The organism is Bradyrhizobium sp. YCK136, from assembly GCF_044570075.1.
Classification (GTDB): domain Bacteria; phylum Pseudomonadota; class Alphaproteobacteria; order Rhizobiales; family Xanthobacteraceae; genus Bradyrhizobium; species Bradyrhizobium diazoefficiens.
In genome coordinates this window covers 6,033,140-6,047,574 of sequence record NZ_CP172424.1, presented here as the reverse complement: position 1 = coordinate 6,047,574, position 14,435 = coordinate 6,033,140, and the positions used below count along the sequence as shown (strand labels likewise).

Genomic DNA, 14,435 nt, shown 5'->3' with positions numbered 1-14,435 from the left:
AATTTGACCGCTGCGACCACAGTCTACGCCCGCTTTCGCGAGACCGCGCTTCGCCGCGGCGAGGCGGGCTTCCTCAACGTGCTGCCGGAGACGGCCGCCATCTACGGCATCGCGGCGGGCGAGATCACCTATCGCGCCATGCTCGAGCGGGTCGAGCGCTGGCGCGCCGCGTTCGCGGGCCGCGGCTACGGCGAAGGCCACAGGGTCGGGCTGCTGCTCCAGAACAGGCCGGTGTTCGTCGAGCTGTGGTTCGCGCTCAACGCGCTCGGCGTCTCCGTGGTGCCGATCAATCCGGATTTGCGGCTGAGCGAGCTCGAATACATCATCGCGCATTCCGAGATGAACGCGGCGTTCGTGCTTGCCGAGCGGCGCGACGAGGTCGAGACGGCGGCGCGCCAGGCCGGTCGGCCGATCCCCGTCGTGACCAGCGAGGACGACGCGCCCGCGCCATTCGGCGGCGTGCGGCCGGCGAGCACGGGTGACGGCGCGACCGAATGCGCGCTGCTCTATACGTCGGGGACGACAGGTCAGCCCAAGGGCTGCGTGCTCACCAACACCTATTTCCTGCATTCCGGAAACTGGTATCGCGACGTCGGCGGGCTGATCGCGCTCAAGCCCGACGGCGAGCGCATGATCACGCCGCTGCCGCTGTTCCACATGAACGCGATGGCGGTGTCGCTGATGGCGATGCTGTCGGTCGGCGGCAGCCTGACCATGCTCGATCGCTTCCATCCGCGCAGCTGGTGGGCTTCCGTGCGCGACAGCCGCGCGACCTGCCTGCATTATCTCGGCGTCATGCCCTCGATGCTGATGAGCGCGCCGCCGTCGGAGCAGGACCGCGCGCACACCGTTCGCTTCGGCTTCGGTGCCGGCGTCGACAAGCTGCTGCACTCGCCGTTCGAGGACCGCTTCGGCTTTCCGCTGCTGGAGGCCTGGGCGATGACCGAGACGGGCAGCGGCGGCGTCATCGCCGCCAACGTCGAGCCGCGCAAAATCGGCACCAGCTGCTTCGGGCGACCCGCACCCGAAGTTGACGTTCGTATCGTTGATGACAGCGGCAATGACGCCCCAATTGGGACGCCGGGCGAGCTCCTGGTGCGGCGGGCTGGCGCCGACCCGCGCTACGGCTTCTTCCGGGAGTATCTGAAGAACCCGGAGGCCACCGCCGAGGCGTGGGAGGGCGGCTGGCTGCATACCGGCGATATCGTGTCGCGCGATGCGGACGGCGACCTCCATTTCGTCGATCGCAAGAAGAACGTGATCCGCCGTTCCGGCGAGAACATTGCCGCGGTCGAGGTCGAGTCCGTCCTCAACCGCCATCCTGCGATCCGGCAGGCCGCGGTTGCGGCGACGCCCGATCAGGTGCGCGGCGACGAGGTTGCCGCCGTCATCATCGCCGAGGAGGCCGGCGCCGGCCGCGCGCTCGCCGAGGACGTCGTCCGCTGGAGCCTGGAGCAGATGGCCTATTACAAGGCGCCGGGCTGGATCTGCTTCGTCGACAGCCTGCCGCTGACCGCGACCGAGAAGATCCAGCGCGGCGGGCTGAAGGATTTTGTCGCAAGGTTGATGCGCGATGGCGCCTTCTTCGACCTCCGCGACCTCAAGCGGCGTCAGGTCTGACGCGGGGAGGGAGGCGATCATGAGCGAGATACGCACCACACTCATTACCGGCGGCAATTCGGGGATCGGCGAGGCGCTGGCGAGAAAGCTCGTCGAGAAGGGGCAGCGCGTGGTCTCGGTCGGGCTGGAAAAGCCGAACTGGACCCATGATCTGCTCGCGGCCTATCGCGCCGACCTGACCGACATCGCGGAGACGCGCGCGATCGCGCAGGAGATCGGCCGGAATCACGCCATCGACTGCCTCGTGCACAATGCGGGCGTCATCCTGCCGAATCTGCTGCCCGACGCGAAGCCGGAAGACATTCTGATGCTGGCGCAGTTGCACCTCGGCGCGCCGATGCTGCTGACCCAGGCGGCGCTGGAAGGGATGCTGTCGCGTCGCTTCGGGCGCATCGTGTTCGTCTCTTCGCGGGCGGCGATGGGCGCGGCGACGCGCTCGGCCTATTCGGCGACCAAGGCCGGCGTGCATGGCATGGCGCGGACCTGGGCGCTGGAGCTCGCCGCGAGCGGCATCACCGTGAACGTGGTCGCGCCGGGGCCGATCCTGACCGACAATTTCTGGGGCGTCATTCCCAAGGGCTCCGAGCAGCAGGCGCGTATGGCGCGCAACGTCCCGGTCGGGCGGCTCGGCTCGCGCGAGGACGTGGCGCACGCCATCACCTTCTTCCTCGACGAACGTTCCGATTTCGTCACCGGCCAGGTGCTCTACGTCTGCGGCGGTACCAGCCTCGTGGGCCTGGGGCCGTAAGCGCTATTCGGCGGGCAAAATCGGACGCCGCCGATTGACGGTCATCTAGCGGGAGCTATCCGGCCGACACTCCGCGCTGCGTGACGGCCCCGCATTGTGCACGTCAACGGATTATCCGGTCGACAACCCGTGCGGCACGGTCGATCTCCCTCTCATTCCATGCCGCAAATCCAAGAAACAATCCTCGCTCTTTTGATTTGTGAAACAGCTTGCCCTAGAACGGGCGATATTGCGCCAGCCTCGAAGAGTTGTGCCGTAAGTTTCCCCGGCTTGAAGGGCGTGGACGCCATCGGCGGCCAAGCTGCGCGGCACATGGAGGCATTGGCCGGTGGTCGGGCGTCCGCTCGTAATGAGCGTTCTCACCCCCCAGACAGTTGCAGCAACAAGGTCTGCTCACTCCCGGCGACAAGAGCAGCGTCCCCTCCAGCAAGAGCATCTTTCTGGCTCTCTGTATTTTTTAGAACTGGCCCTTTTCATAGAGCCACCTGAAACCTTATGCAAAATGCAAATTTGGTCGCGCTATTTGAGCGGAATGTCCCAGGGTTTACTTGCGATTCCAGACGTTGGCATCATGAGCGCCGCCATCAGCCTCAATGACCCCGTTGAGGCATCGTAGTTTCTGGCAATGGGCCTAATCTTCGGCGGGATCGCTCTTGGCGCATCAAGAACGGAACTCAGAGTGATGATATGCGGTCCCACCTCCAACCGCGCGGTGCATGCAGACCCGACAATCTAGTGGAGCGGATATGATTGGATTGTTCTTCGAAGTTATGCCGCGACCAGGACACGAGCAGGCCTATTTCGATATTGCCGCCGGTCTACGACCCGAATTGGACAAGAATCCCGGCCTTCTGTTCATTGACCGCTTCAAAAGCGTCGGTCGGCCAGGCATCGTGCTTTCGCACTCTCACTGGCGCGATGAGGCAAGCCTTGCCGGATGGCGTACCCACGCAAAGCATCATGCCGCGCAAATCGCGGGAAGAAAGCTGCACTTCGAGGACTATCGCCTGCGCATCGGCCAGCTCGTCTGCGAGTGGACTCCTCAAGCCGGCGCTCCGCGTCAATTCGAAACCACCAACAGCTACAACGACCCGGTTCTGCGGCCAGAACGATTCATGATCGTTTCCACCGCCAACTCGCCCATCCAAGCGGGCGTTGAAGGTGACATTCTGGCGAGCATTTCTCGCGAGCGAGAATACATCGTCCTGGCCCTGGCATCGTCGCTTGCAGACGGGCTTCGAATGGCAGAGGAATTCTTGTTGGCAGGCGTCGTGACATCGATCCGATTGTATCTCGTGTCTCGCGACTACGGCATGTTCGATCGAAAGGAGGCGCCTCAATATTATTCGCCCGTGACCCAGGTTCAAGAGCATGGCTCGAAGCCGACTGATGCTGGTTTGTGACAGCACACGGTGGAGAGATGACGAACGAGCGACGTAAGATTACTGTCGGGCTGCTGTTTGGAGGGCGCTCGGCTGAGCACGAAGTCTCCAGGGCATCCGCTGCCAATATCCTTCGAGCTCTGAACAGCGATCGCTATGACGTTTATCTCATAGGCATATCGCGAGATGGTCGCTGGTTTGCCTGCGATTCAGGGAATGGCGCGGGAACGGGTTCTACAGCGCTCACAATTTCGGACGAGGCACCGGAGATCGGCCTTGTGCCGGGCGGGCGAGGCCGCCTCGTTCATTGCGACGGACCAACAGGAAGTGACGCGGGGAGTATCGACGTTGCATTTCCGATCTTGCACGGGCCGAACGGAGAAGACGGGACGGTGCAGGGAGCACTGGAATTAGCCGACGTGTCGTTCGTCGGTTCGTCGGTGACGGGTTCTGCCGTGGCGATGGACAAGGAAGTTTCCAAGCGGCTGATGCGCGACGCTGGCCTTCCCGTGGTGCCGTTCCTAACAACGACTGCCTCGTCCCGAATCGAATACGCTGCGGCAGTTGCCGCGCTCGGGACGTCGGATTTGTTCGTAAAGCCCGCCAATCTAGGAATCATCGGTCGGCGTCTCCCGCGCGCGGTCCGAGGAGGAATTCGCAGCGTCGTGCGCTCTCGCGTTCCGCTACGACCGCAAGATCCTGGTCGAGCAAGCTCTGAACGGAGCGCGGGAGATCGAGTGTTCTGTCCTGGAGGAATCGACAGGTGATATTCGAGCGTCTGGGCTCGGCGAGATTGTTCCCGCGAGCGAGCACGGCTTCTATTCGTATCAGGCAAAATATATCGACGCCGATGGCGCCGCTCTGCACATCCCGGCAGACCTTCCCCTGCTACAGGCTCGCCGTCTTCAGGAACTTGTCGTTGAAGTCTTCAACGTGCTCTGCTGCGAAGGTATGGCCAGAGTCGACTTCTTTGTCCAAGGCGATGAAGTCTTTGTCAACGAGGCGAACACGTTGCCAGGGTTCACATGGAGCAGCATGTACCCCAAGCTTTGGGAAGCAAGCGGCTTGTCTCAAACCGACCTCATGGACAAGCTAATCGCGCACGCGTTTGCGCGCCACGAGCGACGTCGTGCCTTAAGCTTCGGTTGACAAGAATGCGGCGGATAGGACCCAACCAAGGAGCCCTCTGATCTCGCCGCGGAACCAGAGCGACGCGTTACATCTGCATCCGCGTGTTGCCGGCTGGGCAGTGGCGCCGAGGGGAAATATGAGGAAGACGGTGTGACGCACGATCTATTTGAAGGCATGGACCGATGATGAACCTTAAGATCGAGCGCGCGTTCAAGACGGATTTGCCATTCGTGATGATGACCGAACGGTCGGAAGGATACCATACGCTAGTCGGCCGGTGGGACGAGGCGCGGCATCTGGCGGCTATCGATGACAATCACTATGCCTATTTCATTGCCAGGGATTGCGCGGCTTCTGTTGGATTCGCCATTGTCCGGGATTGGGGGGCTCCGGAGAGAGTGACCTGTCTGAAACGGATAGCGGTGTCGAACCCTGGCAAGGGGCTAGGGAGGCGGCTCGTTCGCGCGGTTGTTGGCACCGTCTTTCGGGAAACCGAAGCTCACCGTGTTTGGCTAAGCGTTTTTCCAGAAAATGAACGAGCCCGCAGAGCGTATGAAGCTGTGGGCTTCAAGGCAGAAGGCATCGCACGTGGCAGCGCCTATTTTGGAGGAATCCATCGCGATGAATTGATAATGGCCGTCCTCAGAACGGAGTGGACTGCGGTTTAGGCAGGCGACGTAGCCCCATGATCGACTTGCCGGGGGATCTCCATACTCATTTCAAACGCAAAGAAACGCTGATCGAGAATGGGTAATCGTCATCTTAGAGCTGGCCCCGCAAATTCGGACAGTAGCTTGAGTGGATTTTCTGCCTGACAGCGGCGAGGATTCTTGCTGCGAATCAGGAGCGAAGATGACGAAGAAGAGCCGCCGGACGCATTCTCCGGCATTCAAGGCGAAGGTTGCTTTGGCTGCGGTCAAAGGCGACAAGACACTGGCGGAGCTGGCGCAGCTGTTTGATGTTCATCCGAACCAGATCACGATCTGGAAAAACCAGCTCCTGGAAGGCGCCGCCGGCGTGTTTGGGCATGACAAGACATCGGCCGAGACGCCGGTCGATTTGAAGGCGTTACATGCCAAGATCGGCGAGCTGGCGTTGGAAAACGATTTTTTGTCCGGCGCGCTCACCAAGGCGGGCCTGCTGAGCGCAAAGCGATGATCGACCGCGATCATGATCTTTCTATCGTGCGCCAGGCGAAGGTCCTGAAGCTGGCTCGCAGCACGGTCTACTATGAACCTCGGCCAGTTTCGGCCGAGGACCTTGCCTTGATGCGTCGGCTCGATGAGCTGCATCTCGATTATCCCTTCGCGGGAGCGCGTATGCTGCGATCGTTGCTGCGGCGGGAGGGCGTATACGCCGGTCGCCGCCACATCGCGACGCTGATGAAGCGCATGCGGATCGAGGCGGTCTATCGTCGCCCGAACACGAGCAAGCCGGCTCCGGGTCACAAGATCTACCCGTACCTGTTGCGCGGATTGAAGATCGAGCGGCCCGACCATGCGTGGGCAATGGACATCACCTACATTCCGATGCGGCGTGGCTTCGTCTATCTCGCGGCGGTCGTCGATGTGTTCAGCCGACGGGTCCTGGCCCATCGCGTCTCGATCACAATGGAGGCGGCCTTCTGCGTCGAAGCGGTCCAGGAGGCGTTGGCGAAGCACGGCAGGCCCGAGATTTTCAACACGGATCAGGGCAGCCAGTTCACCAGCCTCGAGTTCACCGATGTGCTGCTGGACGCGAAGATCGCCATCAGCATGGACGGCAAGGGCGCCTGGCGCGACAACGTGTTTGTCGAGCGGCTCTGGCGCACGGTCAAATACGAAGAAGTTTATCTCCGCGCCTACGACAGCGTGTCCGAGGCGCGAGCGTCAATTGCCAAGTATCTGGCCTTCTACAATCAGGGACGCCCTCACTCGAGCCTTGACGGGCGCACGCCCGACGAGGCTTACTTCGGCACGCAAGCTATGGTGATGGCCGCATGACCGTCGCCGACGGTTTTGTCGTCGCTCTGGTCGGGCTACGCCCTCCCGACGCAACGACAAAACCGTAAAGCCCCGCGTTCAGCATAACCCGGCAGGAATCCACTTAAATCCAGCGGGGCGCTGTCCAAACAACCGGGGCCAGCTCTTCTTGGCCTGCAGCCCGGCCCCCCGAGGTTTCTGCAATGACCACAGCGAAAACCCGCCTTGCATACATGGGCGCCGGCGTCGCCGTCGTGATCTGGGGAGCTACTCCTGCAGCAACCGCCATCGTTGCCCGCGAATTGTCACCTGGGTTGATCGGGTTGGCGCGGCTGTTGCTATCGGCCGCCATTCTCATCCCCATCGCCGTCTCATTGAAGCCAGAACTCCCGAGCGACCGGGGTGGCTGGATCGCGCTGCTGATCAGCGCCCTGGTCGGGTTCGCCGGATCATTCGTCCTGCAGGGCGTCGGCATTGCACGCACCAGCACCTCGCACGCCGCCCTCGTCCTTGCCTTGGCTCCGATCTTCACGGCGACCGTCCATTTCCTGCTTTCCCGCTGCTGGCCAAGGCCGCTCTGGTGGCTTGGAAGCGCGATCGCGCTCATGGGCGTGGCAATTCTCATTCCCGGCCGCAACCCTGCCGGAAGCGTGGCAGCGCCGACGCTCTTCGGCGACCTTCTTGTTCTTGCCGGTACGGTCACGGTCAGCGTTGGCTATGTCGCAGGCGCACGGCTCTCAGCGCGGATCGGCCTGTTCGCGGCGACCTGCTGGTCGCTTCTTCTCGCTGGGTTGATCACTCTTCCCGCATTTCCGGCCTTGGCTTCCGCTCTTGGTCAACTCTCGTTCGCCGTCTGGGGCGCGCTCGGTTTCCTGGCCGTCTTCTGCACGCTGATCGGCTTTGCAGTGTGGTTTTGGGCGCTTGAGCACGGTGGCGTCACCTCGATCGCCCCGCTTCAGTTTGGCCAGCCGCTGGTGAGCCTCGTGATCGCCGTAGCTTTCCTGTCTGAGGATATTTTCCCGGCGACCTTGTTGGCGTTGAGCCTGGTCATCCTCGGCGTCCATTTATCACGTCGAGCTGCTTGATCCTGCTCCACTTTCTGGAGAGGAAGGCTGTCAAAACGAAGCTGGATGTATCCATCAGGGAAACCGCGTCCCCAACCGCTGGCTTTCCCCGCGACAAACGCGGAACGCGATTGCGCGGAGATGCTCAAGCAACAACGTCAGATCTGGTTCTGGCGGATGTTCTCGACCATCTTGGCCAGCACCCGCGCGCAGACCTCGATGTCGTCAGGGGCGATGCCTTCGATCAGCTTGTCATAGTTGTTCGCCATGACCGGCCAGATCTTGCGCAGCAGCGCTTCGCCGTCAGGCGTCAGACCCACGACGCGGCGGCGCTGGTCCTCCTCCGCGATCTCGCGCTTGACGAGGCCCGACGTCACCATGGATTCGACCATGCGGCTCGCCGTCGACTGCTCGGTCACAGCGAGAACGGCGATCTCGTTGACGGTGAGGGTCTTGTAGATGAACAGCACCGACAGCGTCCGGAACACGACATTGTTGACGCCATGCTCGCTCAGGTCGCGGTTCTGGTCGAGATTCCAGCGATTGGCGAGCCGGTTGAACAGATACGGGATGTAGGTCTGCAGCTGGTCCCTGGTCCTCGGCGGACCCGACTTCCATCTGCTCTTGGATTCTCTGGCCATTATCTCTTGCGACTTTGCTTCTTGCCGTCAGTGTGAAGTTTTGAAGAAAGGGATTTCAGCACGGACAGCGCGGTATCCAGCTCCTGGGCCGAAACTTTCTCGAGCCGTTTGCCGAGATGCTTCTTGTGGATTTCGGCTGCCTTCCTGAACAGCGCTTCGCCTTTCGGCGTCAGGCGCACGATGAAGGACCGCCGGTCCTCGCTCGACATCTCCCTGCTGATGAGGTCGTCGGCGAGAAGACGCTGCACGAGGCCCGACACATTGCCGCCGGTCACTTTCAGGTTTTGCGACAACTGACCGAGCGCAAGCCCATCCCGGTAGCGATCGAGCTGGGCCAGCACGTCGAATTTTGCGAGCGACAGGCCGAACTCGGAGTTCAGCATCGAATTCAGCGAGGCGAACAGCTCGCCGTGCAGCGACAGCAATTGAAGCCAGAGCCGGGTTTCAATCTGCCCGGGGACGGGAACAATGTTCTCTTTGAGTGCTGCCGGCATCGCATGACCATCGAGGACAAGGTGTCTCGTCAATTGGAGGGATTATCGCGGGTCTTTCGCTCCGATTAGCAACCTGAGAATCGCAGTCAAGCCGTTTGATCCTGACGTTCTCCGGTCCGAACGGCAATCCAATCCTGTGCTGGGCTCGACCCGCATCACGCAAAAGTCTTGATGGTCTGGATCACGCCGTCGAGCTCCTTGCCGGCGCTGTCCTTCAGCGCAGCCTCGCGCAGGCGCCGCGCCCAGTCGGCGGCATCCTCGCGTCGCTCGACCAGCTTGATCGCCGCCAGCGTCTTGTCGAATTTCGACAGCCCCCGGCTGTGAGTATCGGAATAGCCTTTCACGAGGCGGCGGCATTGCAGGATCTCGACACCGAGCTGGTAGTTGGTGCCGACCGCGTCGGTGGCGGCCTTGAGCCATCCGTCCCGGTGCGCCGTCTCGATGGCGTGCCGCAGCGAGCGGCGGCGCAGGCCGCGTAGGCCGCCCACGAGATAAAGCGCCAGGAACCAGGGCAGCGAGTAGGTCCGCACCCGGCGCCCCCGGTTGACGCGGCGATCGAGCCAGCCGAGCAAGCGCGGCCTTTCGCCAAGCCAGCGACCGAAGCCCGCGGGAAGCACGCCCATGACCTCCTCCATGCGGGGATGCATGAACTCGGTGGTATGGAGCACCTGGCCTTCCGACATCTCGAGCTCGCTCTCGATGCGCGCGCGGCGGCCGGCGCGCGTCTTGAGGTCGGCGACGCGGATGACGTCGTCATAGCTCATGGCGTTGGCGAGGTACTTTGCCGCGGCTTCCGTGAAGGCATAGGTCCGGGCCGCACCGCCGGCGCTGCGGTCGGCCGCGTGCAGCGTCCTGAGAATGTCGAGATACTCGGTGCCATAGGCGACGTCCTGGAAGTCGACCACCTTCTTCAGGCCGGCGCGGGCCATGGTGAGCGCGGGCTCGGGCAGCTCCTGCGTCAGCCTTGCGACAAGCCCGGCGAGATCCGGATCGGGCGTTGCGGGAGAGGGGATATTGTCGGCCTGTTTCGGTTGCGGCGGCGCCACAACGTCGGGTGAGCCGGTCTTGACCCGGTCGAAGGCGGCCTCGAAAGTCCCGATGCTGGCCTTCGCGCCTTTCCCACCCGCGCGGATGACGTCGAGATAGCTGTCGCGGCTGAAGGGCAGCACACTGGCCGCCGCGAGCGCGCCGAACATCGCGGCCGAGATGACGCTGCCATGCGCGATCGCCAGCGCGTTCAGGTCGAAGATGATCTCCGTCTTGGCGGCGATCCCGATGGCGCCGGTGACGGCGCCGCCGTCGGCGATGCCGTTGCCCGGCGCGATCTTCTCGCCGATCGCAAAGGACCGGTGGTTGGATGCGATCAGCGTGGTGCGGTCCGGCGTCACAAGGCCGCGCAGGATCGATCGGCCGGCCTCCATGAATTCCGCCGCCATCACCACGTCGACGTCGCCGGGCGTCGGCATCAGCGACAGGATCGGCTTGCGGCCGTCGAGCGGCGGCATCGTCTCGATATAGTAGATCGTGGCGCCGGTGCGCTGCGCGACGCCGGGCACCGAGGTCGACTGCGCGACCCAGCCGTGGTTCTCGGCAAGCTGGACGATCCAGTCGGTCAGGACGCCGCCGCCCTGACCGCCCATCGCGACAATCGCGATCGAGATCGGCCGCTCAGTTGCCTCGCCCGCGGCGGGGAGGGCCAGCCGGATCGTCTCGTCCCTCATGCCAGTGCCTCGAGCGCCGGACGCCGGCGATCGCGCCGCCGTTGCAGCCAGCCGATCACGGCCATCGCGACTTTGGATTTGAACATGTCCCAGCGGGTCGGATTATGGATGACGTCGGCGCGGTAGAACGAGGGGCAGAGCACGGCGGCCTCGGAGACCTCGCCGCAATTGCCGCAGCCGACGCAGGAATTGTCGATCGCCGCGACCGGATCATCGCGCAAGGGATCGTCGAGCTGCTTCACCGACAGCGATGGGCAGCCGGAGAGCCGGATGCAGGCGTGGTCGCCGGTGCACACGTCCTCGTCGACGCCGAAGCGCTCCTTGACGGTGCGCACCCCGTCCTTGATCGCCTTGTTGATCTGCGGCTTCACGCGGCGCTGCTTGTTCAGCATGCATTCGGAGGATGCGACGATGACCTTGGGACCTTCGTCCTTGGTCGTCAGCGCTTCCTTCAGCGTGTCGCGCATCTTGCCGACGTCATAGGTGCGGTCGATCTGACGCACCCATTGGCCGCCGATGCCCTTCACGGCCTGCACGATCGAATTGTTGGTCTTGCGCCGCTTGTTGGTCGCGCGCGACGACAGGATGTCCTGACCGCCGGTCGCCGAGGTGTAGAAATTGTCGACGATGACGAACACGCCGTCATGCTTGTTGAACACGGCATTGCCGATGCCGCTGGTCAGTCCGTTGTGCCAGAAGCCGCCGTCGCCCATCACCGCGATCGAGCGCTTGTCGGCCTTGACGTTGAAGGCCGAGGTCGAGGCCGGGCCGAGGCCGAAGCCCATGGTGGTCGCGCCGATATTGAAGGGCGGCAGGATCGAGAACAAATGGCAGCCGATGTCGGCGGAGACGTGGTGCTGGCCGAGCTCTTCCTCGACCAGCTTCATGGCGGCGAAGATCGGCCGCTCCGGGCAGCCGGTGCAGAGCCCGGGCGGGCGCGCCGGCACGACCTGGTTGAGCTTCTCGACTGCGGGGTGATTGAGCACGGGCGCGGCGTCCGGCGCCGGCGGCCGGTTGCCGAGCAGTCGCGGCTCGGTCTTCTCCAGGAATTCCCTGACGCCGCCGAGCAGGACCTGCGCGGTGTAGTCGCCGCCCATCGGCAGCACGTCCTTGCCATGGATGCGCGCCTGGATGTCCCTGCGGCGCAGCACCGTGTTGATCGCCTGTTCCAGATATTCCGGCTGGCCCTCCTCGACGATGAGCACGGCATCCTTGTCGACGCAGAACTCCGCGACCTCGGTGTCGATCACGGGGTAGGTGACGTTCATGACGTAGAGCGGAACCTGCGTGTTGCCATAGGCATCCGACAGCCCGAGATATTGCAGCGCGCGGATCACGTTGTTGTACATGCCGCCCTGCATGATGATGCCGACCTTGCCGTGCTTCGGTCCCATCCACTCGTTCAGCTTGTTGTCCCGGATGAAGCCAACAGCCGCGGGCATGCGCGTCTTGATCTTCTCCTGCTCATGCTCATAGGCCGCCGGCGGCAGCACGATGCGGTTGACGTCCCGCTTGGGATTGTTGAGCGCGTCCTTGATGGTATGCGCCGGCTTGACGTTGTCCTTGCAGGCGAAGGTGCCGTGCATGTGACAGGCGCGGACGCGAACCTCGAGCATCACCGGGGTGTTCGAGACCTCGGAAAGCTCAAAACCCTTCTCGATCAAATTGACGATGCATTCATGGTCGGGGCGAGGGTCGAGCAGCCACATCTGCGATTTCATCGCAAAGGCGTGGGTGCGCTCCTGCATGATGGAGGAGCCTTCGCCGTAGTCCTCGCCGACGATGATCATGGTGCCGCCGGTGACGCCGCCCGAGGCCAGATTGGCCAGCGCGTCGGAGGCGACGTTGGTGCCGACGGTCGACTTCCATGCAACCGCGCCGCGCAGGGGATACATCACCGAGGCCGAGAGCATCGCCGCCGCGGCCGCCTCGTTGGCGGAGCTCTGGAACACGACGCCGAGATCGTCGAGCACGTCCTTGGCGTCGGCGAGCACGTCCATCAGGTGCGAGATCGGCGAGCCCTGGTAGCCGCCGACATAGGCGACGCCGGATTGCAGCAGCGCCTTGGTGATGGCGAGGATGCCTTCGCCGCGGAACGTATCGCCGTCGCCGAGCCGGAGATCCTCGACTTCGCGAGCAAAAGACCGTTCAGCCATTGCACCCTCCAGAAATATGCGATAGCATACGTTTACATGTGAAGTAAGTCAACGCCGCGCCATGCTATCACGCTTGCGGATCTTCTCTCCGGCAAGGCGGTCATGAGCCAGCGACAGGGTAGGGCCGATGCTGAAGCTGCCTCGCTTTAGAGCTGCCGCCGTCCAGGCTTCATTTGTCTATCTCAACGCCTGCGCGACAGCGGACGAGGCGGCTTCACCGGTCCGTGAAGCCGCAGCGAATGCACGACATCGTCGATCTGCGGGTCAATCGGCGTCCGCTGGCGCCGCTTGGCCCGCGCGCAAACCGGAATGAAAGCTCGGGACGCGTCGCACCGACGACGCTACGAGACAGGACTTGGAGGATAGGATGCGCGAAAACACCATCGGCCGGGCCAATGTCGAGGACACCCCCGAGCTCAAGGCCTATTACAAGGATCTCGAAAAGTACGAAGCCGGCGCGCTTTGGACGGTCGCCAACAAGATCGAGCCATGGGCGCCGCAATCGGCCTCCGTTCCCGTGCTCTGGCGCTACAGCGATCTGCGCGAGCACGTGCTGCGTTCGGTCGAGCTGGTCTCGCCGGAGAAGGCGGGACGACGGGTGATCTACCTCAACAATCCCGGCCGCCGCGACGTCTCGGCCGCGGTCGGCTGGCTCTATTCGGGATTGCAGGTGATGCACCCCGGCGAGGTCGCATCGGCCCACGCGCACTCGGCCTCTGCCCTGCGCTTCATCATGGAAGGGGCGGGCGCCTACACCATCGTCGACGGCCACAAGATGACCCTGGGGGCGCGGGATTTCGTGCTGACGCCGAATGGCACCTGGCACGAGCATGGGGTCGACGGCAACGGCTCGGTCTGCATCTGGCAGGACGGCCTCGACATCCCGCTCGTCAATGCGCTGGAGGCGAACTTTTTCGCGGTCCATCCGAAGGTGCAACAGGAAGACTCCGGCTATCCCGTGGACGACATGACCAAGACCTGGGGCAATCCCGGGCTGCGGCCGGCGGATTCGAAATGGTCGAAGGGCTATTCCCCCATGTTCAAATACGAGTGGGAGCCGACCTACGAGTCCTTGCGGAAATACGCCGCCGCAACCGACGGCTCGCCCTATGACGGCATTCTCATGAACTACGTCAATCCGATCACCGGCGGGCACGTGATGCAGACGATCGGCGCGAGCATGCAACTGCTCCGGCCGGGCGAGAAGACGAAGTCGCATCGGCACACCGGCAGCTTCATCTACCAGGTCGCCAAGGGCCGAGGCTATTCGATCATCGGCGGCACGCGTTTCGCGTGGGAGGAGCGCGACATCTTCTGCGTTCCCTCCTGGGCCTGGCACGAGCACGGCAATGCGTCGGAGAGCGAAGACGCCTGCCTGTTCTGCTTCAACGACCTGCCTGTCATCGAAAGTCTCGGCTTCTATCGTGAAGAGGCCTATGGCGATAATGCCGGCCACCAGCCAGTGGCTGCCTGACGTACCCTCGCAGAATTCAAACGAAAGAGCCGGATAAAGCTTC

General features: G+C 63.1%; 11 protein-coding genes and 1 pseudogene. 8 read left to right on the top strand and 4 right to left on the bottom strand.

Going from position 1 to position 14,435, the window contains the following annotated elements; translation table 11 throughout:
- The first annotated feature begins 3 nt into the window (after positions 1 to 3).
- From ACFLEY_RS29385 to ACFLEY_RS29355, 7 genes and pseudogenes are all read left to right on the top strand, one after another.
- Complete coding sequence (locus ACFLEY_RS29385; RefSeq protein ID WP_211433321.1) at positions 4 to 1,620, top strand: ATP-dependent acyl-CoA ligase; 1,617 nt, start codon at positions 4 to 6, stop codon at positions 1,618 to 1,620.
- A 19-nt stretch (positions 1,621 to 1,639) separates the two neighbouring features.
- Complete coding sequence (locus ACFLEY_RS29380) at positions 1,640 to 2,368, top strand: SDR family NAD(P)-dependent oxidoreductase (RefSeq protein ID WP_060911372.1); 729 nt, start codon at positions 1,640 to 1,642, stop codon at positions 2,366 to 2,368.
- Positions 2,369 to 3,114: 746 nt separating this feature from the next.
- On the top strand, positions 3,115 to 3,771 hold the full coding sequence (locus ACFLEY_RS29375; RefSeq protein WP_063824282.1) for an antibiotic biosynthesis monooxygenase: 657 nt from the start codon (positions 3,115 to 3,117) through the stop codon (positions 3,769 to 3,771).
- A 17-nt stretch (positions 3,772 to 3,788) separates the two neighbouring features.
- Positions 3,789 to 4,899, top strand: a pseudogene (locus ACFLEY_RS29370) (D-alanine--D-alanine ligase family protein).
- 164 nt (positions 4,900 to 5,063) lie between these two features.
- Positions 5,064 to 5,549: a GNAT family N-acetyltransferase gene (locus ACFLEY_RS29365; protein ID WP_060911374.1), complete on the top strand. Its 486-nt coding sequence runs from the start codon at positions 5,064 to 5,066 to the stop codon at positions 5,547 to 5,549.
- A gap of 184 nt (positions 5,550 to 5,733) precedes the next feature.
- Positions 5,734 to 6,863, top strand: a protein-coding gene (locus ACFLEY_RS29360; RefSeq protein WP_085967151.1) for an IS3-like element ISRj2 family transposase whose coding sequence is annotated in 2 segments (ribosomal slippage) — positions 5,734 to 5,986 and positions 5,986 to 6,863 — 1,131 coding nt in all. Because the reading frame shifts where the segments join, the coding sequence is not laid out codon by codon here.
- Positions 6,864 to 7,045: 182 nt separating this feature from the next.
- The gene (locus tag ACFLEY_RS29355) at positions 7,046 to 7,927 is read left to right on the top strand and encodes a DMT family transporter (protein WP_060911375.1); all 882 of its coding nucleotides are present in this window, start codon (positions 7,046 to 7,048) and stop codon (positions 7,925 to 7,927) included.
- Positions 7,928 to 8,064: 137 nt separating this feature from the next.
- On the opposite strand, the gene ACFLEY_RS29350 is transcribed toward ACFLEY_RS29355, so the two are convergent.
- The 4 genes from ACFLEY_RS29350 to ACFLEY_RS29335 form a co-directional block, all read right to left on the bottom strand.
- Entirely contained in the window at positions 8,065 to 8,547 is a 483-nt protein-coding gene (locus ACFLEY_RS29350) for a MarR family winged helix-turn-helix transcriptional regulator (protein ID WP_011086192.1), read from the bottom strand.
- A complete protein-coding gene (locus ACFLEY_RS29345) occupies positions 8,547 to 9,041 on the bottom strand; it encodes a MarR family winged helix-turn-helix transcriptional regulator (protein ID WP_060911376.1) in 495 nt (164 codons plus the stop codon). Before ACFLEY_RS29345 ends, ACFLEY_RS29350 begins: the two co-directional genes overlap by 1 nt.
- A 155-nt stretch (positions 9,042 to 9,196) precedes the next feature.
- Positions 9,197 to 10,762, bottom strand: coding sequence for an indolepyruvate oxidoreductase subunit beta family protein (locus ACFLEY_RS29340; protein WP_060911377.1), 1,566 nt, complete (start codon positions 10,760 to 10,762; stop codon positions 9,197 to 9,199).
- Positions 10,759 to 12,918, bottom strand: coding sequence for an indolepyruvate ferredoxin oxidoreductase subunit alpha (locus tag ACFLEY_RS29335; RefSeq protein WP_060911378.1), 2,160 nt, complete (start codon positions 12,916 to 12,918; stop codon positions 10,759 to 10,761). Before ACFLEY_RS29335 ends, ACFLEY_RS29340 begins: the two co-directional genes overlap by 4 nt.
- A gap of 367 nt (positions 12,919 to 13,285) precedes the next feature.
- Here ACFLEY_RS29335 and ACFLEY_RS29330 point away from each other — a divergent pair, with 367 nt between their 5' ends.
- Positions 13,286 to 14,392, top strand: coding sequence for a cupin domain-containing protein (locus ACFLEY_RS29330; protein ID WP_060911379.1), 1,107 nt, complete (start codon positions 13,286 to 13,288; stop codon positions 14,390 to 14,392).
- Positions 14,393 to 14,435 lie beyond the last annotated feature (43 nt).